This is a genomic window from Streptomyces sp. NPDC043176, from assembly GCF_056436715.1.
In genome coordinates this window covers 22124-45487 of sequence record NZ_JBWKCA010000016.1, presented here as the reverse complement: position 1 = coordinate 45487, position 23364 = coordinate 22124, and the positions used below count along the sequence as shown (strand labels likewise).

The following is a 23364-nucleotide window of genomic DNA, read 5'->3' as shown; positions in this document are numbered from 1 at the left end:
GCCTCAGTGGGAGTCGCCGCGTATGCGTGCTTCAGGTCCGCTGTCATGGCTGGGGCGGGGACGCCTAGCCATGACGGAATCACAACGACGGCGTCGGCGGCTCGGCCGCACGGCGACCGTCCTACTGCTGTCCTCGACGTTGTCGGTGACGACCCTGGGCGCCGAGGCGTGGGCCGCGCCGGGTCCCGGCATGAGCCGTACCGAGGACACGGCGCAGATCAAGCTGCCCGACCTGCCCGAGGACGTACCGCTCGATCCCGACCCGACGGCCGTCAAGGAACTGAGCATCTCCGAAGAGGTGCCGGTCAAGCCCTACGCACCGGCCAACGTGACTCCCTGGCAGGAAGGTTCCGGCACCGCTGACCCCAGCACGGCGGAGCCCGGGAAGTCGGTCGCGGTCACCAACGGCCTGCCCATCGCCCTCGGCGTCCCCGAGGGCACCGAGCCGTCGGCGCTGGCGGGCGAGTGGAAGGTCGACCTGGCCGCGCCCGCCGCCTCCGAGGAGGCGGGCGTCTCCGGTCTGATCATGCAGATCACGCCGCCGGCCACCGTCGACCCGAACGCCCAGGTCGTCCTGGACGTCGACACCAGCAGCTTCAAGGACCTCTACGGCGCCCAGGCCGGCGAGCGCTTCGGCGTCGTGCTGCTGCCCGACTGCGTCCTGACCTCGCCCACGTCCGGCGACTGCTCCGGCGGCACCGAGACCATGACGGGCAAGGACGACACCGAGTCGTTCGAGCGGCTCCGCAGCTCGGTGAAGGTGGTGCCGGCCAAGGCCGCGGCCACCAGGAACACCGGCGCGAAGAACCTGCCGAACCGGACGATCGTCTCCGGCACCGTGCCCGTCGCCAAGCTGCTGGCCGACGAGCCCGCCCCGCTGGCCTCCGGCTCCTCCGTACACACCGCCGCCTTCGTCGCGGAGACCGCCCCGGACCCCAAGACCCTCGGCGTGCTCGACACCGGCGCCTCCAGCGCCAGCGACTTCGGCGCGTCGCCGCTGCTGTCGTCCGGCTCGTGGTCGTCCGGCTCGTCGAGCGGCGCCTTCACCTACGGCTACCAGGTGCAGGTCCCCGAGGTCGCCGGCGGCCTCATGCCGAAGGTGAACCTGTCGTACTCCTCGCAGTCGGTCGACGGCCGCACCTCGGCGACGAACAACCAGGCCTCCTGGATCGGCGACGGCTGGGACTACAACGCGGGCTCCATCACCCGCACCTACGCCAACTGCCGCCAGGACGCCAAGAAGCCCGGGTCGAACAACCCCACGCACGGCACCGGCGACCTCTGCTACGGCTCCGAGAACGCCACCCTCTCCCTCGGCGGCTCGACCACCGAACTCGTGTGGGACGCGACCAAGGGCCCGCTCGGCTCCGACGGCAAGCCCGTCGGCCAGTGGTTCACCGCGAACGGTGACGGCTCGAAGATCGAGCGGATCAAGGACACCAGCAAGGACCCGCGCACCGGCACCGGTGTCATGAAGGACGCGGACGGCGAGTACTGGGTCGTCACGACCAAGGACGGCACGAAGTACTACTTCGGCCTCAACAAGCTCCCGGGCTGGTCCGACAACGGCACCCTCGCCGACGACCCGTACACGAACTCCGTGCTCGCCGTCCCGGTGTACGGCAACCACGAGGGCGAGCCCTGCTACAAGGCGGGCGACTGGCCCAACTCGTTCTGCAACCAGGCCTGGCGCTGGAACCTCGACTACGTCGAGAACATCCACGGCAACGCCATGTCGCTGTGGTGGACCCGCGACAACAACTACTACGCCCGCAACTTCAACTGGAACGCGCCGGTCCTGTACCACCGGGACGGCTACCTGTCCCGCATCGACTACGGCCAGCGCAAGGACACCGTCTTCTCGGCCACCGCACCCGCCAGCGTCGCGTTCGACGTCGAGGAGCGCTGCTACACGGTCGAATCGATCGCCTGCACCGAGGCCAACTTCACCTCCAAGCAACCGGGCAACTACCGCGGCTGGTACGACACCCCCGCCGACCTGCGCTGTGCCTCCGGCAAGCCGTGCTGGAACGCCGGCCCCACCTTCTGGACCCGCAAGCGCCTCGACAAGATCACCACGTCGGCGCAGCGGCTCTCCTCCACCACCGCCCGCCAGGCGGTGGACGAGTACCGGCTGGCGCAGAAGTTCCCGACCACCGAGACCGGCGTGAACACCGCGCTGTGGCTGGACTCGGTCACCCGCACGGGCTTCGGGCGCAACGGCGCCGGCGACGCGAGCGTGAAGCTCAACGCCGTGCGGTTCCTGCCCAACAGGGAGGACATGCCCAACCGCGTCAAGGACGACTCGAGCCCCGGCTTCTCCCGCCAGCGGATCAGCCGGGTCATCAACGAGTACGGCGGCGAGACCGTCGTCACCTACAAGAAGCCCACCGGCGCCTGCGCCACCGGCACCGGACTGCCCGGCAAGGACGACACGGCGGGACTGAAGGCCAACAACCGCTTCTGCTACCCCTCGTTCTGGAACCCCGACCCGAGCGTCGAGGACATCGACTGGTTCCACAAGTACGCCGTGGACAGCGTCGAAGAGCTCCCCAACATCCCCGGCTCGTACCCGACACTGACGTCCTACGAGTACAAGGACCCGCGCTGGAAGCTTGCCGAGGCGGAGTTCACCAAGAAGTCCACCCGCACCTACTCCCAGTTCGCCGGCGTCGCGCAGACCACCACGATCACCGGCGCCGACGACCCCAGTAGCGGCAGCAAGCGATCCAAGTCCGTCACCCGGTTCTTCCAGGGCATGGGCGCCGACACGCTCGTCACGGACATCACCGGTGTCGGCAGGACCGACATCGAGCCCACGGACCCGTCCGTGATCGCCAAGGACGAGGAACCCTTCGCCGGCCGCATCGCCGAGGAGCTCACCTACGCGAGCGCCGACGACGCGGACAAGGACTGGCTGACCCGCAGCGTCACCGTGCCCGAGGCCGAGGAACTCGCCCGGCGCAACCGCGACGACGGCCTGAGCCCGCTGCGCTCCTGGCGCGTCACCGAGCCGAGGACCACCTCGTACACCAAGTCCTCCGGCACCGGCGACGACAAGCGCACCGAGCGCAAGGTCGAGACCCTGACGCGGTACGACGCGGACGGCCTGCCCACGCAGGTCGAGTTCCTCGGGGACACCGCGAAGCCGGGCGACGAGTCCTGCACCAGGTCCACCTACCTGGACCGGGCCGACAAGAACCTCATCGGCCTCACCAAGGAGGTCCTCACCTCCCCGACCACCTGCGCCGACGCCACCTTCGGTGACCTGAAGACGCTCAGCGGCGCCACGCGCACGGCGTACGACCACCAGGCCTACGGGGCGGCGCTCACCGCCGCGACCCTCGGCGAGGCCACCCAGACGTGGTCGCTCAACGGCGAGGGCACCGGCTTCCAGAACGACGGCACCACCGACTTCGACGAGGTCGGCCGCGTCACCTCGCGCACCGACCCCGACCTGAAGACCTCCACGATCACCTACACCCCCGACAAGGGACAGGTCTTCACGGTCACCGAGCGGAACTCGGCGGGCCACGAGCAGATCCAGGAACTGGAGCCCGGCCGGTCCGTCGCCGTCAAGACCACCGACCTCAACGGCCGCGTCAGCCAGGCGGAGTACGACCCGCTCGGCCGGCTCGTCAAGGCCTGGGGCGCCGGCCGTACGCCGTCGCCCACGGCCGTGCCCGACTTCCGGGCCGTCTACACGATCCCCGAGGTCGACCCGGCGGACCCGACGCGCCTGCCGCCGTACGTCACCACGTACGCACGCGGTGACGAGGGCCGGATCGACACCTCCGTCACGATCTACGACGGCCTCGGCCGCGAACGCCAGACGCAGGAACAGGCCGTCGGCCGCGGCTGGCTGCTCACGGACACCCTCTACAACCGCTCCAGCGAGGTCTGGCGCACCCGGAACGCGTATCTGACCTACGAGGCCAAGCCCGGCGAGCTGTTCACGCCGGAGGCCGACACGGCCGTCCCGAACGTCACCGAGTACACCTACGACGGCCTCGGCCGCGTGGTGCAGGAGATGCCGTTCCTCAAGTACGAGACCCCCGGGTCCGAGGGCGCCACCTCGCAGCCGTTCCCGTCGCGGGCCACCCGCTACGAGTACGGCACGGACTGGTCCACGGTCATCAACCCGCAGGGCTCGCCGTCCTACCGGATCTACACCGACGCCCTCGGCCGCAGTTCCCGCGTCGACACGTTCACCGACGCGGCACGCACGCAGTTCACGTCGATGGCGTACGAGTACGACGCCCGGGGCCAGCTCGCGAAGGCCACCTCCTCGGCCGACACCACGCACCCGTGGTCCTGGACGTACGACCACCGCGGCCGGCTGGACTCCTCCACCGACCCGGACGCCGGCACGACGAGCACGAAGTACGACCACCGTGACCGTCCGCAGACCGTCACCACCCAACGCGGCACCGTCTGGAACTCCTACGACGACCTGTCGCGGCCCAAGCAGCAGCGGCTCACCGACGGCTCCGGCGCCGTCCTGGCCGACTTCACGTACGACACCGTCCCCGGCGGCAAGGGCCTCCCGGCCTCGGTGACCCGCTACACCGACGGTCTCGCGTACACGCAGAAGATCAACGGCTACGACAAGGACTACCAGCCGACTTCGACCACTCTGAGCCTTCCGCAGTCGATTGCCGACACCTGGGGTCTGCAGAGTTCGTACACGTACGGCTACCAGTACTCCGACACCGGCCGGCTCGACGCGGCCACCCTGCCCGCCGTCGGCGCACTCGCCGCCGAGAAGCTCGTCGTCCGCTACAACAAGGACGGCCTGCCGCTCTCCATATCCGGCAAGGACTGGTACGGCGCCGAGACCGTCTACTCGCCGTACGGCCAGGTCATGCGCTCCACGCTCGGCGCCCAGCCGTACCGCGTGTGGACGCAGAACACCTTCGACGAGGCCAGCGGCGAACTCCAGGAACAGCAGGTCTACCGCGAGCAGACCGGCGACACCTCCCTCGTCGGCGGCATCCTCGTCTCCAAGCGCTCCTACGCCTACGACCCGGCCGGCAACGTCACCGGGATCCAGGAGCACTCCACGGGCATCGACGAGCGGCAGTGCTTCTCGTACGACCCGCTGGGCCAGCTGAAGAAGGCGTGGACCGACAAGAACCCCACGTGCTCCACCGGCCCGACGAACACCGACGGGTCGATCAACGCCACACCCGGCACCGGCAAGACCCTCGGCTCCGGCTACTGGCAGGAGTACGAGTACGACCTCCTCGGCAACCGCAAGAAGCTGACCGAGAAGGACTTCACCGGCGACACCACGAAGGACGCAGTCACCTCCTACACCTACGGCAAGGCGGACGGCTCCCAGCCGCACACCCTGACCAAGGTGTCGAAGAAGTACAAGACGCCTGCCGGCGCGGCCGTCACGGCCGAGACCCAGCGGCTGTACGAGCTCACCGGTGAGACCAAGACCATCACCGACCCCATGACCGGCGACAGCCAGTCGCTGAGCTGGACGTACGACGGCCAGATCGACCGCATCACCGGCCAGGGCACCGGAGGCAAGACCCCGTATCTGGGGCTCGCGGACAAGTGTCTCGACCTCAAGTCAGGCTTGGCGGCCGCAGGCCAGTCGCTCCAGTTGTACGGCTGCAACGACACGGCGGCGCAGAAGCTTCGTTTCACCCCCGGACCGAATCAGGCCGACCCGAACCTGGGCTCGCTGGCGGTGTACGACACCTGGTGTCTCCAGCCGGCGGCGAACGCGGTGGGTTCTGCGGTGCAGATCCAACCTTGCTCCGGCACCGCGGCGCAGCAGCTGAAGCGGAACGCCGCAGGGCAGCTGACACACGTCGTGTCGGGCCTGTGCGTCGCGGTCAAGGACGCGGCCACCGCGAGCGGTACGGCGATCGTGCTGGCGACCTGCAACGGCACCGCCGCGGCTCAGCAATGGGCTCCGCAGAACGACACCCGTCACATCTACGGCCCCGACGGCAGCCGGCTCCTCACCATCAAGGGCAAGCAGGCCACCCTGCACCTGGGCGAGGCCGAGGTAACGGTCCAGAAGGGCGGTGCGCTGATCAACACCCAGCGCACGTACTCCGCTCCCGGCGGCGCGGTCATGCGCTTCGCCTACGGCTCCGCCGCCTCCTGGCTGGTCGCCATCACGATGGACCACCAAGGCACCCCCTATGCCGAGGTCGAGCTCAACGGCGATCAGTCGGTCCGCATCCGCAAGCAGGACCCCTTCGGCAACCAGCGCGCCGCGGCGACCACCAGCATCGGCATGCAGACCCACAAGGGATTCCTCGGCGCCACCGAGGACGACGCCTCCGGCTTCACCCCCCTCGGCGCCCGTCTCTACGACCCCGTCGTCGGACGCTTCCTGTCCGTCGACCCGATCGTCGACCTCACCGACCCCCAACAGTCCAACGGCTACGCCTACGCCCACAACAACCCGGTCACCCACTCGGACCCGACCGGTCTGGCCATCTCCCTCACCGCCTCCGAGAAGGCAGCCGCCCTCGCCGGCGCCGGCCTCAGCGCCGCCGAAGTCGCCCAGGCCCAGGCCACCATGGGCAAGTCCCTGAGCTCCGTGATCCTTTCGATCGCTTGGGAGACCCTCAAGGACTTCATCGGCATCAACGACGCCATGGCCTGCTTCGGCGGCGACATGTGGTCCTGCGGCAGCCTCATCATCGACGCCATCCCGTGGGGCAAGATCGGCAAGATCCCGTCCGTCCTCAAGGCCATCGACCGCACGATCGACGCGATCCAGGCCTTCAAGGCCGCCAAGAAGGCCGCCGAGATCGTCCTCAAGGCGGCGAAGGCCGCCGAAGCAGCCGCGCTCAAGGCCAAGAAGGCGGCGATAGAACGGGCCAAGAAGGCCGCGCAGGCGGCCAAGAAGAAAGCCGCCGACCAAGCCAAGAAAATCAGCGACCAAGCCGTCCAGAAAACCAAGAAAACCGGCAACCCCGTCCAGAAGCAGGCCCAGGCCAAGGCAGCCCCGAAGGCCTCGTCCGCGGCAGGCTCGGGCAAGGGGGGCGGGAAGGGCGGCGGAGGTGGAGGTGGCGGCAAGGCCGGCACGACCAAGGCCGGCGGCTCCAACGGCGGTTCGTCGCGCAGCAGCGGCGGGTCGAGCGGCGGTTCCTGCTCCACCGCTGACAACAGCTTCGTCCCGGGCACCAAGGTCCTGATGGCCGACGGCTCCACCAAGCCGATCGAACAGGTCAAGACCGGCGACAAGGTCCTCGCCACCGACCCCAAGACCGGTGAGACCCGCGTCGAGACGGTCACGGCGGAGATCAAGGGCCAGGGCGTCAAGCACCTGGTCAAGGTCACCATCGACACGGACGGCAAGTCCGGCCCGAAGACGGCCCAGGTCACCGCGACCGACGGCCACCCCTTCTGGGTCCCCGAGCTGTCCCAGTGGATCGACGCCACCGACCTCACCTCCGGCCAGTGGCTCCAGACCGGCTCCGGCACCCACGTCCAGATCACCTCGATCGAACGCTGGACGGCCCAGTCGGCCACGGTCCACAACCTGACTGTCAGTGACCTGCACACGTACTATGTGCTGGCTGCGGCTACGCCGATCTTGGTTCACAACTGTGGTGATATCGGTACCCAGATAGCGGCTGGTTCCGACGAACTGAGTCGGGCGACGATGTTCCAGCGTCTGCTCGATGAAAACCGGGGAAATCTCTACGGTGCCGCAAGGGTGGGTGACGAAATATTCGTAGCCCACTCGGACGCGGATGGACATGCCGAGAACTATCTCCTCGAGAGAGTCAGGGCGGCGGGGTATCAAGCCTCGGACATCGACGCGATGTACACGGAGTATGGAATGTGTCCGCGGTGTCAGGGTCCCCGTGGGAGTCGAGCCGTCCTGCCGCTGCTGCGTCCGGATGTGCAGTTGTACTATTCGATTCCCTTCGCGGATCCTGCTAGTCGACCAGCGGCGAAGGTGGCTCTGAAGGAGCTGGTGAGAAGCATATTTTGATCGAAAGGTGGGTCTAGTCCGTGTCTGCTCCAGTTGAAGGTTTCGTCTCGTATCCAGGGCAGGTTCCAAGTGGAGCCGGTGACGAACTCATCGACATACTGGAGCGGACCGGGCTTCCCGGGAGGCTCTGGACCATCTTCAGGGCAGCCGAATCCCTGCATGCGCCGACCACCCCCGGCTTGAGTTACCAGTTCGACGGATTGGTTGTCGGGTATTCGCGAGAGGGCGAGGAAATCTGCCTGGACCTCGTCACAGGTAACGTGGTCACTCTTGCGGAGTGGTACCCGCTTGCCCCGCTCCTGATCAACAGGGATCTTCGATGCTTCCGGGACTGCTTGAATGCGGTCCAGTCGATGATCCCGTTCTATGGAGAAGATCGGGACCTTGACATCGCTGAAGAAGCTGAAGCGAGAGTTCGAGAGGTCCTCACTGGGATCGACGAACTGTCCACGGAATCCCCAGACGGGTTCTGGAGCGCCTTCTTGGACGATCTGGGGGTTGGGGACTACCCGGGCCTCCCTGAAGGGTCGTCTAGCGAATAGCTCGTCTAGGCGCATAAGTTCAGAGCGGGGGGCCTGAAACGGACCGCGTCACGTCGTCGCCGACGTGACGCGGTCCTTTGGGTTTCAGCCGCTTGGGGCGGGAGCGGCGATGGGTTAGACCTTGGCCGGTTGCGAAGGCCGGTCCGGTTCTCTGGCGGGCGAGGTGGGGGAGTCTGCCGACGCCGGGAGCTCCCCAGGGTCGGTGTCCACGTCGAACTCCTCCAGGAGCTCCTGGCTGAAGCCACAGAAGTAGGTCGCCACGAAGCCGACGAGGTAACCGACCAGCAGGCCGCCCGCGTAGATGGCGATCGTTTCGCCGAGGCCGTGGTTGCCGTTGAGGAGGGGGAAGAGGGCCCGGCCGGAGGGGCCGATGGCGGTGGAGCCGACGGTGGTGCCGAGCATGGAGAAGAGGCCGATGAAGGCGCCGCCGGCCGCGCCGCCGACGCAGGCGGTCACGAAGGGGCGGCCGAGGGGGAGGGAGACGCCGTAGATGAGGGGTTCGCCGACGCCGAGGAAGCCGGCGGGGAGGGCGGACTTGATGGTGCGGCGGAGGGAGCCGTTGCGGGGGAGCTTCAGGTAGACGGCCACCGCCGCGCCGACCTGGCCCGCGCCCGCCATCGCGAGGATGGGGAGGAGGACGGTGTGGCCCTGCTGCTCGATGAGGGTGGTGTGGATGGGGATGAGGGCCTGGTGGAGGCCCAGCATCACGAGCGGGAGGAAGAGGCCGCCGAGGACGAGGCCCGCGCCGGCGCCCGCGTTCGCGAGGAGCCAGTTGGCGAAGTCGCCGATGGCCCGGGAGATCTCGCCTGCGACGAACATGAGGCCGAAGACGGTGACGAGGCCCGGGATCAGGACCGTCAGGGTCGGGGTGACCAGGACGTCGAGGGACTCGGGGACCCGGCGGCGGCACCACTTCTCTACGTACACCGCGAGGACCGCAGCCCCCAGCGCGCCGAGGACGCCGCCCTGGCCGGGGGAGAGCGTCTGGCCGAAGACGTCGATCTTGGCGACGCCCGCGAAGACGATGATGGAGGCGACCGCGCCGCCGAGGATCGCCGTACCGCCGAACTCCTTCGCCGTGTTGTAGCCGACGAAGACCGCGATGAGCGCCATGAAGCCGCTGGCGATGGCGGCGAGGGCGGGGGTGACGCCGGGCAGCCAGCCGAGGTTGATCAGGAGGCCGTTGAGGCCGGCGATGATGCCGCAGCCGATGAGGGCGGGGATCAGCGGGACGAAGATGTTCGCGATCCGGCGGAGGAAGAGCTTGAAGGGGGTGGCGTTCTTCGCCTTCTGCGCCGCCTCCAGGCCGCGCCCTGCGCCGCGAGGTCCTCCGCCGAGTGAGTGGGTTGCGCTGCCGCCGCCACCAGGGCCTCGATCTCCGGCGTCACGCGGGCGACGGTGCCGGGACCGAGGACGATCTGGTACGTGTCGTCCTCCACCACGCCCATCACGGACGGCAGGGCCTTGAGGGCCTCGTCCTGGACGAGTGAGCGGTCCCGCAGACCGAGCTGGAGGCGGGGCATGCAGTGGGCCACGGTGCTGATGTTCCCGGCGCCGCCGACGAGGGGGAGGATCGCGGCGGCGATGGCGCGGTTCTTGTCGTCTGAGCTCATGGTGCGGGGGCCCTGCTGTGAGGGGCCGTGCTGGGGGCTTGCTGTGGGGGATACACGGGTTACGCGGTCGGCTCGGTCGGCTCGGTCGCGTGCAGCGCTGCCCGCAGGTGGCCCTGTGAGTCGGTGAGCCGCCGGGCGGCCGTCGGGGCGTCGATGTCGGCGAGGAGCATGAGGATGGCGTTCTTGACCTCGCCGTCGGCGGCGGCGAGGGCCGTCTCGATCTGTTCGTCGGGGGCGCCGGTGGCGAGGGCGACGATGCGCCGGGAGCGGGCCTGGAGCTTCTCGTTGGAGGCGCGGACGTCGACCATGAGGTTTCCGTAGGTCTTGCCGAGGCGGATCATGGTGATGGTCGAGATCATGTTGAGGACGAGCTTCTGGGCGGTGCCGGCCTTGAGGCGGGTGGAGCCGGTGAGGAGCTCGGGGCCGGGGACGACTTCGATGCCGTGTTCGGCGGCGGCGGCGAGCGCGCTGTCGGCGTTGCAGGAGAGGCCGATGGTGAGCGCGCCGAGGGTGCGGGCGTGTTCGACGGCGCCGATGGCGTACGGGGTGCGGCCGGAGGCGGAGATGCCGACCACGGTGTCGTCGGCGGTGAGGCCGAGTGCGGTGAGGTCCTGGACGGCGAGTTCCTTGGAGTCCTCGGCGCCCTCGACGGCCTTGATCATGGCGGAGGGGCCGCCCGCGATGAGGCCGACGACCTGGGCGGGGTCGGTGTTGAAGGTGGGCGGGCATTCGCTGGCGTCGAGGACGCCGAGGCGGCCGGCCGTGCCGGCGCCCATGTAGATCAGCCGTCCCCCGCGTGCCATCCGTTCGGCGGTGGCGTCGATCGCGGCGGCGATGGCGGGGAGCCGGCGGGCGACGGCGGCGGGGACGGTCTGGTCCTCGCCGTTCATGGTCCGGGCGATGTCCAGGGTCGGGAGCTGGTCGATCTCGGCGAGCTCGGGCCGGAACGCCTCGGTGGTGAGGGTGGCGAGCTGGGCGCGGAGTTCGGAGTACGCGGAAGTGGACATGTGCGGGCTCTTTCGGTGCGTGGACGTCGTCGGCGGCGTCCGCGTCGACGTGTGACGCTCGGCTGACGGGGGCTTCAGCGGTTCCGGGGCGAGTGGCGGTGGGCGAGGGCTTCGTACGAGGCGGCGAGGGCAGGGGCCGCCGTCTCGTACGTGCGCTGGGTGACGCAGGTGAACAGGCAGTCCACGACCAGGAGTTGGCTGGTGCGGGACGACATGGCCGCGGGGCGCAGTTCGCTCTCGCGGGCGGTGGAGGTGGTGAGGACGTGGTCGGCGTACTGGGTGACGGGCCCGTCCGGGCGGCCGGTGATCGCGACGGTCGTCGCGCCGTGGTCGAAGGCCGCTCGGAGGGGTTCTATGACGTCGCCGGTGGAGCCGGAGTGGGTGATGGCGATGGCGACGTCGCCGGAGCGGAGCTGGACGGCGTTGGTGACGGCGAGGTGCGGGTCGCTGTGGGCGTGTGCGATGAGGCCGATGCGGAGGAGTTTCTGCGCGAGGTCCTGGGCGACGAGGCCGGAGGCGCCGACGCCGTAGATGTCGACGCGGCGGGCGGTGGAGAGGGCGGCGACGGCGGCGCCGAGCTGGACGGTGTCGAGTCCGGCGGCGGTGTCGGCGAGGGTCTGCTGTTCGTCGTGGGCGAGCTTGGCGACGACGTCGGCGATCGGGTCGTCGACGGCGATGTCGGCGGTGACGGCGGGCGCGCGGCCGGACTGCTGCTGGGCGGCGAGGCCGGCGAGGGCGAGGCGCAGGTCGCGGTAGCCGGGGTAGCCGAGGAGGCGGGCGGTGCGGACGACGGTCGCCTCGCTGGTGCCGGTGAGTTCGGCGAGGCCGGTGACCGTGAGGGCGGCGCAGCCGGCCGGGTCGCCGGCGACGGCTTCGGCGACCCGCTGCATGGAGCGGGTCATGGAGGGGGCGAGGGTCCGCACCTTGGCGGCGAGCGCGGCGGGGGCGGGGGGCGAGGGGGGCGCGTCGCTGGTGAAACTTTCCTTCACGTCATTGGTCACATCTGAAAGATACTTTCGGCCGGGTGGGCCGACAAGACCCCGTCGGTCCCGCAGGGGTCCCGGAAACGGACGGGACCTTCGTCCTTTCCGGCACTCCGGGTGACAATGAGTGCATGGACGACATCGACCCCGTGGAGCAGGCGCTGCACGCCGCCCGCGCGCTGGTACTGGCTGACCTGGCGGCCCGGAAGGTGGCTGCCGCCGAGGTCGTGTCGATGGTGGAGGACTCGGTGACCCACCGCCGCTGGTGGGTCGAGCAGTGGCCCGAGGGCCTCACGTACGTCGCCGGTCTCGTCGCGCAGGACGTCCAGGACGCGCTCCTCGAACGCTACGGACGCTGGCCCCTCTGTCCCGTCTGTTCCTCCGGCGACCCCCACGCCCTCGACGTCGAACCCGAGCTCGGCCCCGACCCGCACTGGGTCTGCGGCAAGCAGGGCGTCGTCGTCGCGCCGGTGGGGGCCCTGAAGTGAACCGCACGACGGAGGCCGCCGCGTGACCCTCTACATCGACCCGCCGACCTGGCCGGGTCATGGCCGCATGTGGTCCCACCTCGTCAGCGACGTCTCCTTCGACGAGCTCCACGCCTTCGCCGCGTCCATCGGCGCCCCTCCCCGCGCCTTCGAGCGCGACCACTACGACATCCCCTCCGACCGCTACGCGGACGCGGTGGCGGGCGGCGCCGTGGAGGTCGGGTCGAAGGAGCTGCTCCGCCGCCTCACGGACGCGGGCCTGCGCCGGCCGAAGAGTCGACCGGCGCAGGGGTAGACCTGCCGCGCTACGACGCGTGACCGCTGCCTCCTTGGAGGAGGTCAAGCACATCGGGCATTGGCGGGAAGTGCGGCGCGCACTCCGGGCACGCGTACACGTTGAACCCGGGCCCGGAGTTCTGGTGCACCTCGGAGACGAGCACGGGCGCGTCCGTGACGACGGCGCAGCGCACGCACATGCGGACGGGCTTTCGCGGCGGCCCGCCAGGGGTCGGCTCGCTCATCACGCCACCCCCGCCGCGTGCACGTCCCGGGTGTCCAGGTCGATGCCGAAGTCCGCCGCCAGTACGAGGCTGACGCACCGCCACCGCTGGCGTGCGCGCTCCTCTTGGCGCTCGCACGCGATCAGGTAGGGGCGGATGAGGGCCGTGTCCTCCCCGGCGAACGTCTCGGCGAGGCCGTACGGGGACCTGGGACGTGTCGTGCTCCCCTGGGGGGAACCGATCCGCTCGCGCGGCAACCGCCGGGCGGGGGCGGCAGTGGGGCGGGACTCTTCCACCCCTCGGGCGTAGGCCGGGAAGGAGGGTGGCGTGCCTGCCCGACGCTGCCCGCAACCGGGCGCGAGTACGCCCAGCAGCCACGCGAGCAGCGCGGCGATAGGGTCTTGCATATCCGAAGCTCCGTTCTTCGGTCAGCCCCTGGGGAGCGGCCCTTGCCCGGCCGCCCTGGGGGCGCTTCTGTGTCCGGCGTCACTGTATCCGCAGTTATCCACGGTTATCTACGGATGCGCGGAAAGCTGTGGTCACCCACGCTGGCTTCATGGATCTTGATCGCACCCGCCCCCTGTGGAGGCAGATCGCCGCGGAGATCATCCGGCGCATCGAGGGCGGGACCTACCCTCCGGGGAGCCGTGTGCCGTCCACGCTGGAGATCGCCCAGGAGTTCGGCGTGGTGAACGCGACGGCGGCGAAGGCCATGCGGCATGTACGGGAACAAGGGTGGACGCGGGGCGAAGTCGGCCTGGGCACGTTCGTCGCCGACCCGCTGCCGTCCGCCGCTACTTCCACGGGCGACGAGTCCGCCGATTGATGGGACGTCCACGCGGCCTGACCCTCCACGCGGCCTGACCCTCCACGCCGACTGACGCCCCGCGCCCCTCGGTAGTGCCCGGTCAGCCGAGGCGGGCCGCGATGGTGTGGGCGCAGGCGAGGGATTCGGTGTGGGTGGTGTCGATCTCCAGGTCGTAGGTGACGCCTTCGTGGACGACGAGGGCCTGCTGGGCGGCCATGCCGGGGGTGCGGTCGCCGCGGGCGATCTCGCGGCCGGCGGCGGTGGCGGGGTCGCAGCGGACGCCGACCCAGAGGACGGGGAGGTCGCCGAGGACGGTGCGCCAGCGCTGCTGGGAGGCGGCGCCGCCGAGGAAGACGTCGTCGATGACGATCCTGGCGCCGGCCCGGGCCATCGTGGCGATGCCTTCCGCCCAGGCGGCCTCCAGCTGCCGGAAGTCCTCGCCGACGGTGACGCCGCCGTCGTCGCCGAAGACGATCCCGCCCTCCGAGGACCACATCTTCTTGGGCAGGGCGTCGACGAACGAATCGCATCCGAACGTCATCCAGGGGTCGGGCAGTAAGGACTGCAGGCACCGCACGATGCCGGACTTCCCCGAGCTGGAGGCGCCGTTGAGGATGATCATTCGCATCGTCACGGTGTCACCGTACGGAACCCCGGGCGGTTCCGCAGCGGGTTTTCAGTCGGCCCGTACGAGCACCGTCTCCTGCGGTGGGCCGCTGAGCAGCTCCGGTCCGGCGGCCATCGCCGCCGCCAGGTGGGGGCTGCGGAGGTGGGCGTCGAAGGCGGCGCGGTCGGTCCACTCCTCGACGACGATCCAGGAACCGGGCTCCAGCGGGTCCTCGTACGGGCGGTACGAGAGGCACCCGGGTTCGGCGAGGGTCGGGGCGACGAGCGAGAGGGCCTGGCGGCGGACGGCGGCCTCCCGGCCCGGCGCGGCCCGGAGTCGTGCGATGACGGTGACGGCGGTGCTGCTGGTGGTCACGGATTCCCCCCGTGGGTGCGTACGCGATGTCAGCGGGACGATACGGCCTTCTGCTTCGCCGGGGCGCCGGAAGCCACCACGCGGGACGGCGACTTGTGGAGCTTGAGCGCGAGGGCGGCCGTCGCGAGGCCGAGGGTGGTCATGGCGGCGCCGGCCCAGGCGGTGGAGGCGAAACCGAGGCCGGCGTCGATGACGGTGCCGCCGAGCCAGGGGCCGCCGGTGTTGCCGAGGTTGAAGGCGGCGGTGGTGGTGGCACCGGCGAGGGTGGGGGCGGCGCCGGCGACGTTGAACATGCGGGCGTTGAGGGCCGGGGCCGTGTAGAAGGTGGACACGCCGAGGAGGAAGGTCAGCACGATCGTGGCGGCCGGGCTGGAGGCGAAGAGGGCCAGGGCCGTGAGGAAGACGGTGGAGGCGGCGATGCCGCTGAGCATCACGCCGAAGAGGTGGGCGTCGGCGACGCGGCCACCGATCGTCGTACCGACGACGGCGCCGATGCCGAAGAGCCCGAGGACGGCCGAGACCCAGCCCTCGTCGAGGCCGGAGACGTCGGTGAGGAGCGGGGCCAGGTAGGAGAAGGCGCAGAAGACGCCGCCGGCGGCGAGGGCGGTGACGGCGACCGAGAGGAGGACCTGGCGGTCGCGGTAGATGGTCAGCTCGCGCTTGAGGCGGGGCTTCGTCGCGGGCAGCGGGATGTGCGGGATGCGGGTCACCACGCCGACGAGCGCGATCGCGGAGGCCGCGCCGACCGCCCAGAACGCCGACCTCCAGCCGAGGTGCTCACCGAGGAACGCGCCGGCGGGGACGCCGAGGACGTTCGCGATGGAGAGGCCGCCGATCATGACGGCCATGGCCCGGGCCCGCGCGCCGACCGGCACCATCGCGATGGCGACGGCCGCGCCGACCGCCCAGAACCCCGCGCAGGCCAGCGCGCTCACGATCCTGGACGCGAAGAGCACGGCGTAGTTCGGGGCGAGGGCGCCCGCGACCTGGCCGAGGCCGAAGACCGTGATGAGGGCGACCAGGGTGGTCTTGCGGGGGAGCCGGAGCGTGGCGACGGCGAGCAGGGGCGCGCCGACGACCATGCCGATCGCGAAGGCGGATATCAGGAGCCCGGCGCTCGGGATGGACACGCCCATGTCCTCCGCGATGGGCGGCAGCAGTCCGGACAGCATGAACTCGCTCGTGCCGAGCGCGAAGACCGACAGCCCCAGGATGTGGACGGCCAGCGGCATGCGGGCGGCGGGCGGGGTGTCGGCGGCGGGGCGGGTGGGCTCGGCAGAGGGAGACGGCATGACATGCGTCAACCCTCGATTTGTGCCTGTCATTCCGGCTCTGCGGGCCGTCTCGTCATGCGGACGGGGCCGCCCGATCTCGGGCGGCCCCGTCCTTCACCGTCAGCAGAGGCAGGGTTCGCCCCCGCCATTGCCGAGTGCGGGGATGTCCCGGTCGCGCAGGGCGCCGGCGTACGCCTGGACCTCGTCCACGTCGCCGCGCAGGTACTCGCCGGGGCCCTCGGCGGTGAGGCCGCGCCCGATCTGGAGCGGGCCGGTGGCGCGCCAGGTCCGCGGGAGGTCCGCGGTCGCGCCGGCGTTGGTGTAGCCGTCGACGTACAGCTTGATCGTGTCGCTCCCGTCGTCGTAGACGACGGCCAGCCGGTGTCCCTGGCCCTCGCCGCCGTCCGCCGGGACGATCTGGGAGACGACCCGCTCGGGTGCGCCCGCCTCGTCGCGCTCCGGCACGACGAGCTGCCAGGAGTGTGCCGTCGGCTCGTAGCGCACCTTGAAGGCGTCGGTGTGCTGCCCGGGCAGGGAGAGGACGGTCATCGGGCGGGCCGGCTCGCTGTCCGCGAGCCGGACGACCACGCCGAGCGTGAAGCTGTCCGAGGTGTCCATGACGGTCCCGTCGGCCACGGCGTGGCCGCTCGCGCCGTCGAGGGTCAGGTGGCCGTCACCGTCGAGGGCGTACGGGACGACCGGGCAGTCGGGGTCGAGGTCGGGGATGCAGGAGTTGTCGGGACCGCGGTGGATCGTCGCCCCCGGGGCGAGCCGGAGCGGCGCGCCGCCGTTCCGCTCGGGGCTGGTGCCGTCCGTCGCGTTCTCCAGGGACCAGTGGCCGAGCCGCTGTGGCTGCCGGTGGGCGAGCCAGGCCGCCTCCTCGGCGACGACGACCCTGTCGTGGACCCGGACGTCGCCGAGGTCGCCCTGCCAGCGGTGGCCGTAGCCGGCCCCGTGGCGGGCGCGGCCGATCTGGAAGGCGCCGCTCGCCACGGCGGGCGCGGCCTGGGCCGGGGTGCCCACCTCGTGCCCGTTGACGTACAGCCGGGCACGGCCGGTCTCGGCGTCGTGGAGCCCCAGCAGATGGGCCCACTCACCGGTCTCGGGGAGTCCCCCCGACACCCGGGCGTTGCCAAGGGCGAAGGACCAGGTGGTGCCGGAGTCCTCGGCGCGGAGGCCGAGGGTGAAGCCGGCTCCGTCCGCGGTGTCCTGGCTCGCCACCGCCATGGTGCGGTCGGTGCGGGTCGGGCGGACCCAGGCGCTGACTGCGAAGGTCTTGCGGAGGTCGGCGGCCGGGGCGTCGGTGGTGAGGAAGCCCCCGCTGCCGCCGTCGAGCGCGGCTGTGGCCGTGAGGTCGGTGCCGGTGGGCGCCGGGCCGCCGAAGGTCACCCCGCCGCCGGCCCGGGCGGCGGGGCCCGTCTCCGCGGCGGCGCTCGTGGATCCGGCGGCGTCGGCCAGCCGCCAGTGGGCGATGGGGGCGCGGCCCGGGTTCACGTAGAAGAAGTGCGTGGCGGTCGCGCTGCTCCGGCCCGCCCGGTCGACGGCCCGGACGCTCAGGTAGGTGGGGCCGGTCCGCTGGGGCAGGAAGCGGATGGTGGCGGCCCCGCCCGGCTCGGCGGGGCGAGCGGTCCCACGGGGGCCGCCCATGAAGTCGTACTCGTACGCGACGACGTCGGGAGACGGGGAGTCCACGGTGAAGGAGCCGTAGACGCCGACGCCGTCCCGCCACTGCTCTGCGGGGTACTCCGCCGAGGCGACGACCGGCTTGTCCGGGCTCACGCGGTCGACCACGAACCGGCAGGCCGCCCCCGTGCCCTCGGAGCTCCACGCGGAGGTGGCGGTGCCGTCGGTGGCGCGGACGTGCCACGAGACGAGGGTGTCCGCCGGTACGTCGGACGGGAGCTGCCAGCGCTGTGCGATGCCGGAGGGCTGCTGGTAGGAGGAGGCGTACGTACGGCGCTGCTCGGCTCCGGACGCGTCCGTCCACCAGGCCTCGAACTCGCCGCCGACCATGTTGGCTTCGGCGGGCTGGTTGTCCTCCTCCGGGTCGTACAGCACGGCGGTCACCACCGGCACGGCCGCGACGTAGGTGGGCGCGTCACCGGTGGCGCACGCCTTGAAGTTCGTCTGCAGGTCCTGGACGACAGGCTGTTTCGGCGGCAGGTTCTCCGCGGCGTGCGCCGTGCCCGGCAGAGCTGTCACGACGGCGGCCGCGCAACACCCGGCCGCCAGAGTTCTCGCCGTGTTTCTCAACTGGTTGAACAAAGGTTCCCTCCCCTGGTCGAACGCGTGATCCGTGGATCACGACCGCCGGAGGCTAACAGGGGCCTACGACATCGACGGAGTGCCTTTTCGTCGACCCTGTGGGGAGCGCCTCCGCCGGGCCCTAGGGCTCGTTCGAGTCCGTCAGCTCCGCGAGTTCGCGCTCCACGTTCTCCCTCGCCTTCTCCTCCCAGACGGCCGCGCCGTACGGGGTGCGGAAGAGGCGGGGGAGGGAGAGGAGGTGGCGGAGGACGGAGGCGCGGCCTTCGCGGAAGGCGTCGTCGGGGACGAAGGCGTATTCCGCGCGGACGGCTGTCGTGTACTCCCGGTACGTGTCGGGGTCGGTCGCCAGGATCGCGAGGTCGGCGTCGCAGAGGGTCTCCCCGTTGAGGTCGCCGGGGTCGGGGTCGTGCGTCGTGGTGAGCCGGACGAGGCGGGCGACCTCGGTGACCTCGTGCGGGGTGAGTCCGGCCTCGGTGAGGGCCTTTTCGGCGAGGGTCGCGGAGCGTTCCTCGTTCTCGGAGCGGTCGGGCCGGTAGACGGCGTCGTGGAACCAGGCGGCGAGTCGTACGAGCTCCAGCTCGCCGCCTTCGCCGCCCTGGTCGGTGAGTTCGTCGATGCGGTCGAGGACGGCGCGGAGGTGGTCGACCGTGTGGTAGCGGCGCTGTGGCTCGGCCCAGCGGGCCAGGAGGTTCCGGCCGTACGGGTCGGGGTCGGGGCCCTCGCGGCCGGCGCGGGCGGCGAGCAGGGTGCTGGTCCAGCGCCGGAGGAGGGCGGGTTCCTGGTCTGCGGTCATGGGGGCATTCTGCCCGCCGGGGTGCCTGGAGGGGGCGGTCCCGATCTGCGCGCCGGACCCGGAAAGCCCGCCTCCCCGGGGCTCGCGCTGCCGCCCGCACCTCACTCTTACATACCCCGCATGGGTATGTTACGGTGCTCCGCACAAATACCCCCTAGAGGTATCCCCTGGTTCCTGTCGGGGGTCGAGGCGCGCGAAGGGTCAGGGCAATGTCAGCCGTCAATCCCCGGCGCTGGTGGGCACTTGTCGTGCTCGCGGCCGCCCAGTTCATGGTCATCATGGACACGTTGATCATCGGGGTGGCGCTCCCCGAGGTGCAGAAGGACCTGGGCTTCACGCAGGGCGAGCTCCAGGGGGTCTTCAATGCCTACGTGATCGTCTTCGGCGGCCTGCTGCTCGGCGGTGTCGTCACCCTCCTCGTCATGAAGAGCGACAAGGCCGTCGCCACCGAGGCCGCACCCGCGCCCGCCCCGCAGAGCGAGAGGGCCTCTGCCTGACCCGCCCCGAAGGGGCTGCCTGACGCCCGACGCCTGACGCCCGAAGCCTGACGCCCGAAGCCTGACGCCCGAAAGCCGAAGCCCGAAGCCCGAAGCTAACGCCGCCGACGTCGCCGAACGGGACGACTGGCCCCTCGCGGGCGGGTCAGGAGGAGCCGGTACCGGGCGGGTCCGCAGGCCGTTCGCCGTTGTCCTTCAGGTACTGCTGGGCGAAGGCCAGGTTGCTGCGCGAGGTGAGGGTGTCGGGGTGGTCTTGACCGAGCACGCGTTCACGGGCGGCGACCACGCGCTGTTCGATGGTGACGGCCTCGTCGATCCGCCCTGACTCCCAGTAGGAGGACGCGAGGTGGGCACGGGCCGTGAGGGTGTCCGGGTGGTCCTCACCCAGCACCCGCTCACGGGCGGCCACCACCACCTCCTCGATGGCGACGGCCTCGTCGGTCCGCCCTGCCTCCCCGTAGGAGATAGCGAGGTTGGCGCGGACCGTAAGGGTGTCGGGATGGTCGGCACCGAGCAAGCGCTCGTAGTCGGCCAGCACCCGCTCTTCGATGGCGATGCCTTCCCCCGTGCGCCCCGCCTGCGTGTAGGAGGCGGCCAGGTTGACCCGGGCGATCAGGGTGCCCGGGTGGTCGTCGCCGAACACGCGCTCGTAGTCGGCCAGTACCTGCTCTTCGATGGCGATGGCGTCGTCGGTGCGCCCCGCCTCCCAGTAGAAACCCGCGAGGTTGGCGCGGGGAGTGAGGGCGTCGGGGTGGTCGACGCCGAACACGCGCTCGTAGTCGGCCAGTACCTCCTCCGCGAGGGCGATGGCTTCGTCGGTGCGCCGTTCTTGCTGGTAGGCCAGAGCGACGTTGCTGCGGGTGGCGAGGGTGTCGGGGTGGTCGGAACCCAGCACCCGTACGGCAGTGCCGACCATGCCCTGCCAGTGGGCGGTGGCGGTGGCGGCCAAGCCCGCGTCGAGGAGGCTGTTGCCGACGCGATACAGGACAGCATGTGCCTTGGGGTGCCAGAGGTGTTGCTCCGCGTGGTGGGCGAGAGCGTCCGAGTTGGCGCGTAGCGCGGCGGCCAGCTCCGGGTGGGGCTGGTCGACATCGGGCCAGATCCGGAGGATCGCGTCAGCAGCCGCGCCGACGAGACGGGGAAGGTCGGACTCGGGCAGGTTCTCGCGGACCGCGCGCGCCGTGAGGGCGTGGATGCGCACCGCGCGGGGTTCGGCGCGGGTTTCGCAGGTGATCAGCGCATAGCGGTGCAGCAGGCGTAGCACGGAGTGGGTGAGGTCGGGGGTGACCTCGGGCTCGTACCGGGTGAGGTGGTCGAGCAGGGGTGGGGCGGCCCACAGGGTGTGGGGGTGGCCGGCGGGGTCCAGGAGCGCCACCAGGTGCAGGGCGTGGACGGCCAGGCCGGAGGTGTCGGCGGCCCGGGCGGCGTCGAGGGACAGAAGGAGCGCGACCGTGATCCGACGCCCGTATCCCTCCGTGTCCGCCGTCTCCGGCAGGGCCTCCTCCAAGCGGGTCCGGCGGTCGCTGAAGCGTCGCAGGTACGCCGTGCAGGTCAGGTCCTCGTTGATCATGTGCGCGGCGGCCAGGCCCAGTGCCAGGGGGAGGTGGCCCAAGGCGTCGGCGAGGGCGGGGGCGCGGTCGTCGACGAGATGGCCCACGCCGTCGCCGTCGAGACGTTCGCGGAGGTACGCGTCGGCTTCCTCGGGGGAGTAGACGTCGATGTCGACGCGGGTGCGGCGGCCGCCGGTGAGACGGGCGTCGTTCAGTCGGGTCGTGGCCAGGACCCAGCCCGTGCCGGTTCGGCTGGCGGGCCACCAGGGGGTGAGGTCGGTGGGGTGGGCGATGTCGTCGAGGACGATCAGCCAGCGTCGGGAGGTGGTGGCGAGCCAGCGGAGCAGGGTGCGGGCGTCGGCCTCGGGGTCTTGGCCGGTGGTGCCGGGGAGGCGGATGTCGGCGGCGGCCTGGGCGTACTGGGTGATGACCTGCTGGACCTCGGTGGCGGAGGCCCAGACGACCAGGTCGACGCCTTGGGCGAGGGCGTCGGTGGCGCAGGCGGCGGCGAGCTGTGTCTTGCCGAATCCGCCGCCGCCGGAGAGGACCTGGGTGAGGACCACGGTTCCGCCGTCGGACCGGGCCGCGTCGATCCGGTCGCGGAGGCCGCCGCGCGGCTGGAAGGCGGAGGCCAGGGCCGGTACCGGGCCCACCTCCACGGGCCACGGCACGTGATCGTCGGCCGGTGGCGTGGTGCCGCTCTCGGCGGTGACGTCCTCCGGTACGGCCGTGGTGCCGGGGTGTCCGTGCCGGGCGACGAGGGAGGCGAAGCCGGGCAGGCCGAGGGCCTCGTGGACGGGGGCGGCGTGGAGGCGGCGCCAGTCCATGGTGCGGTTGTCCTCGACCGCGACGCCGACGATCCGGCCGTGGCAGAAGATCGCCGAGCCGGAGGCGCCGGCCCAGGGCCGTTCGCCGCCCTGGTCGGGGCGGGGGGCTCCGGCGGCCGGACGGCCGGGGCGGGTGGGTCCGGCTGCCGGACGGCCGGGGCCTGCGGGGCCACCGCCGCCGCCGTGAGCGGGAGGTCCGTCGAGACTCCTCGCCGCCGGCCACACCGGACAGTCGAGGACCCATCCGGGCAACGACGTCGACACGACCGACAGTTCGCCGTGCAGGTCCTCGAACTGGGCGTCGCTGCCCTCGTCCGCCGCGAAGGCGGGGAGGCCCGCCCCGGTGAACGGGATGCGGGCCGTCCCGCCGGGCCGCCCCCACCGGACCGGTCCCTCGCCGGCCGCGACGGGCTCGTCGAGCCAGAGGAGGGCGATGTCCAGGGCGTCCTCGGGCGGGACGCCGGACCGGGGGTCGGGCCAGCAGACCTCGGCCCGGCGTTCGAGGAGCTGTCCGAAGTGGGGGTGTCCCACCCGCACTTGTACGCGGCCGGCCCAGTGGCCGTCCTCCCGTACGACGTGCAGGGCGGTCAGGACGAGCCGGGGGCCCACGAGGTAGCCGGAGCCGGAGCCGTCCGGGTCTCCGGTGCGGACCCACACCAGCCGTTGGGGATCCACCTCAGTCCTCGTCCCACGGCCGGCGCCGGGCTCCCTCGCCGGAGGTGCCGGACGGAGAAGACGGATCGTCCCCCGAGCCGTTGGCCGCCTGGTTCGTGCCCGAGCCGTTGGCCGGGCCGCCGCTCTCCGGGTTCGTGCCCGAGCCCTCTTCGGCGCCGTCCTCCGAGCCCTCTTCCTCCTCGTCCTCCGCGGGGTTCCCCGCGTTGTTTGCCCCACCGGCCCCACCGGCGCCGCCGGCCCCGCCGTTCGGGCGGGGCCCGAGGCCTCCCGCCTGGCGCCGGATCCGTGCCCTCTCCCCGCCCGTGGCCTCGTCGCGCACCTGGAAGGTGAGGGTCAGGGTCTGGCGGTGGGTGCTGCCGAGGCCGCCGCCGGCCTCGCCGCCGATCTTGGCGCCGAGGGCGCCGACGTCGACTTTGACCTTGCCGTTGCCGTCGCGGCGGAACTCGACTTCGAGGGTGAGTTCGGCCTGTTCGACCTCGAACCGGAACTGTTGGTGGGCCCCGTCGGCCTGGGCCGCGTACAGCTCCTGTCGCAGCTCTCGGAGTGCTTCGGCCAGCGAGATTCCGTTGCCCATGGGTTCCC

15 protein-coding genes and 2 pseudogenes are annotated in these 23364 nt (G+C 71.2%); 6 read left to right on the top strand and 11 right to left on the bottom strand.

The genetic code is table 11. The features are described 5' to 3' along the window. The first annotated feature begins 70 nt into the window (after positions 1-70). Together AC067A_RS24665 and AC067A_RS24660 are read left to right on the top strand one after the other, a co-directional pair. Positions 71-7978 (top strand): ricin-type beta-trefoil lectin domain protein, encoded by a 7908-nt coding sequence (locus tag AC067A_RS24665; RefSeq protein ID WP_479244650.1) that lies wholly within the window; start codon positions 71-73, stop codon positions 7976-7978. Positions 7979-7998: 20 nt separating this feature from the next. After that, positions 7999-8520 (top strand): SUKH-4 family immunity protein, encoded by a 522-nt coding sequence (locus AC067A_RS24660; protein ID WP_479244649.1) that lies wholly within the window; start codon positions 7999-8001, stop codon positions 8518-8520. 114 nt (positions 8521-8634) lie between these two features. Here the strand turns inward: AC067A_RS24660 and AC067A_RS24655 are convergent. From AC067A_RS24655 to AC067A_RS24645, 3 genes and pseudogenes are all read right to left on the bottom strand, one after another. Further along, positions 8635-10133, bottom strand: a pseudogene (locus AC067A_RS24655) (PTS transporter subunit EIIC). Between the two features lie 59 nt (positions 10134-10192). Further along, positions 10193-11140, bottom strand: coding sequence for an N-acetylmuramic acid 6-phosphate etherase (murQ, locus tag AC067A_RS24650; protein WP_479244648.1), 948 nt, complete (start codon positions 11138-11140; stop codon positions 10193-10195). A 74-nt stretch (positions 11141-11214) separates the two neighbouring features. Next, a complete protein-coding gene (locus tag AC067A_RS24645; RefSeq protein WP_479244647.1) occupies positions 11215-12141 on the bottom strand; it encodes a MurR/RpiR family transcriptional regulator in 927 nt (308 codons plus the stop codon). 113 nt (positions 12142-12254) lie between these two features. Between AC067A_RS24645 and AC067A_RS24640 the strand changes: the two genes are divergently transcribed. Both AC067A_RS24640 and AC067A_RS24635 read left to right on the top strand, forming a co-directional pair. Beyond that, on the top strand, positions 12255-12611 hold the full coding sequence (locus tag AC067A_RS24640; protein WP_479244646.1) for a hypothetical protein: 357 nt from the start codon (positions 12255-12257) through the stop codon (positions 12609-12611). A 22-nt stretch (positions 12612-12633) separates the two neighbouring features. Further along, positions 12634-12906 carry a DUF4031 domain-containing protein gene (locus AC067A_RS24635; protein WP_479244645.1) on the top strand — a complete coding sequence of 91 codons (273 nt, stop codon included), beginning with the start codon at positions 12634-12636 and terminating at the stop codon, positions 12904-12906. Positions 12907-13131: 225 nt separating this feature from the next. Here the strand turns inward: AC067A_RS24635 and AC067A_RS24630 are convergent, their stop codons facing one another. Beyond that, the gene (locus AC067A_RS24630) at positions 13132-13518 is read right to left on the bottom strand and encodes a hypothetical protein (protein WP_479244644.1); all 387 of its coding nucleotides are present in this window, start codon (positions 13516-13518) and stop codon (positions 13132-13134) included. Between the two features lie 149 nt (positions 13519-13667). On the opposite strand from AC067A_RS24630, the gene AC067A_RS24625 reads away from it, so the two are divergent. Further along, the gene (locus tag AC067A_RS24625) at positions 13668-13937 is read left to right on the top strand and encodes a GntR family transcriptional regulator (RefSeq protein WP_479244643.1); all 270 of its coding nucleotides are present in this window, start codon (positions 13668-13670) and stop codon (positions 13935-13937) included. A gap of 82 nt (positions 13938-14019) precedes the next feature. On the opposite strand, the gene cpt is transcribed toward AC067A_RS24625, so the two are convergent. The 5 genes from cpt to AC067A_RS24600 all read right to left on the bottom strand — a co-directional run bounded on the left by cpt (position 14020) and on the right by AC067A_RS24600 (position 19233). Beyond that, complete coding sequence (gene cpt / locus AC067A_RS24620) at positions 14020-14541, bottom strand: chloramphenicol phosphotransferase CPT (RefSeq protein ID WP_479244766.1); 522 nt, start codon at positions 14539-14541, stop codon at positions 14020-14022. 54 nt (positions 14542-14595) lie between these two features. Continuing rightward, positions 14596-14901: a putative quinol monooxygenase gene (locus AC067A_RS24615; protein ID WP_479244642.1), complete on the bottom strand. Its 306-nt coding sequence runs from the start codon at positions 14899-14901 to the stop codon at positions 14596-14598. Positions 14902-14930: 29 nt separating this feature from the next. Beyond that, a complete protein-coding gene (locus AC067A_RS24610) occupies positions 14931-16133 on the bottom strand; it encodes a Cmx/CmrA family chloramphenicol efflux MFS transporter (protein ID WP_479244765.1) in 1203 nt (400 codons plus the stop codon). Between the two features lie 162 nt (positions 16134-16295). Next, positions 16296-18377 carry a LamG-like jellyroll fold domain-containing protein gene (locus tag AC067A_RS24605; RefSeq protein WP_479244641.1) on the bottom strand — a complete coding sequence of 694 codons (2082 nt, stop codon included), beginning with the start codon at positions 18375-18377 and terminating at the stop codon, positions 16296-16298. A 184-nt stretch (positions 18378-18561) separates the two neighbouring features. After that, a complete protein-coding gene (locus tag AC067A_RS24600) occupies positions 18562-19233 on the bottom strand; it encodes an HD domain-containing protein (RefSeq protein ID WP_479244640.1) in 672 nt (223 codons plus the stop codon). Positions 19234-19442: 209 nt separating this feature from the next. Here AC067A_RS24600 and AC067A_RS24595 point away from each other — a divergent pair. Beyond that, a pseudogene (locus tag AC067A_RS24595) lies at positions 19443-19637 on the top strand (MFS transporter); the annotation flags it as partial. Positions 19638-19875: 238 nt separating this feature from the next. Here AC067A_RS24595 and AC067A_RS24590 read toward each other — a convergent pair. Both AC067A_RS24590 and AC067A_RS24585 read right to left on the bottom strand, forming a co-directional pair. Beyond that, positions 19876-22782 carry a tetratricopeptide repeat protein gene (locus tag AC067A_RS24590; protein ID WP_479244639.1) on the bottom strand — a complete coding sequence of 969 codons (2907 nt, stop codon included), beginning with the start codon at positions 22780-22782 and terminating at the stop codon, positions 19876-19878. A 1-nt stretch (position 22783) separates the two neighbouring features. Next, positions 22784-23356 (bottom strand): trypco2 family protein, encoded by a 573-nt coding sequence (locus AC067A_RS24585; RefSeq protein ID WP_479244638.1) that lies wholly within the window; start codon positions 23354-23356, stop codon positions 22784-22786. Between the last annotated feature and the right edge of the window lie 8 nt (positions 23357-23364).

Coding starts and splice junctions, on each gene's coding strand:
- AC067A_RS24665 (WP_479244650.1), top strand. CDS start 71: ATGACGGAATCACAACGACGGCGTCGGCGGCTCGGCCGCACGGCGACC.
- murQ (WP_479244648.1), bottom strand. CDS start 11,140: ATGTCCACTTCCGCGTACTCCGAACTCCGCGCCCAGCTCGCCACCCTC.
- AC067A_RS24640 (WP_479244646.1), top strand. CDS start 12,255: ATGGACGACATCGACCCCGTGGAGCAGGCGCTGCACGCCGCCCGCGCG.
- AC067A_RS24630 (WP_479244644.1), bottom strand. CDS start 13,518: ATGCAAGACCCTATCGCCGCGCTGCTCGCGTGGCTGCTGGGCGTACTC.
- AC067A_RS24625 (WP_479244643.1), top strand. CDS start 13,668: ATGGATCTTGATCGCACCCGCCCCCTGTGGAGGCAGATCGCCGCGGAG.
- cpt (WP_479244766.1), bottom strand. CDS start 14,541: ATGATCATCCTCAACGGCGCCTCCAGCTCGGGGAAGTCCGGCATCGTG.
- AC067A_RS24610 (WP_479244765.1), bottom strand. CDS start 16,133: ATGCCGCTGGCCGTCCACATCCTGGGGCTGTCGGTCTTCGCGCTCGGC.
- AC067A_RS24600 (WP_479244640.1), bottom strand. CDS start 19,233: ATGACCGCAGACCAGGAACCCGCCCTCCTCCGGCGCTGGACCAGCACC.
- AC067A_RS24585 (WP_479244638.1), bottom strand. CDS start 23,356: ATGGGCAACGGAATCTCGCTGGCCGAAGCACTCCGAGAGCTGCGACAG.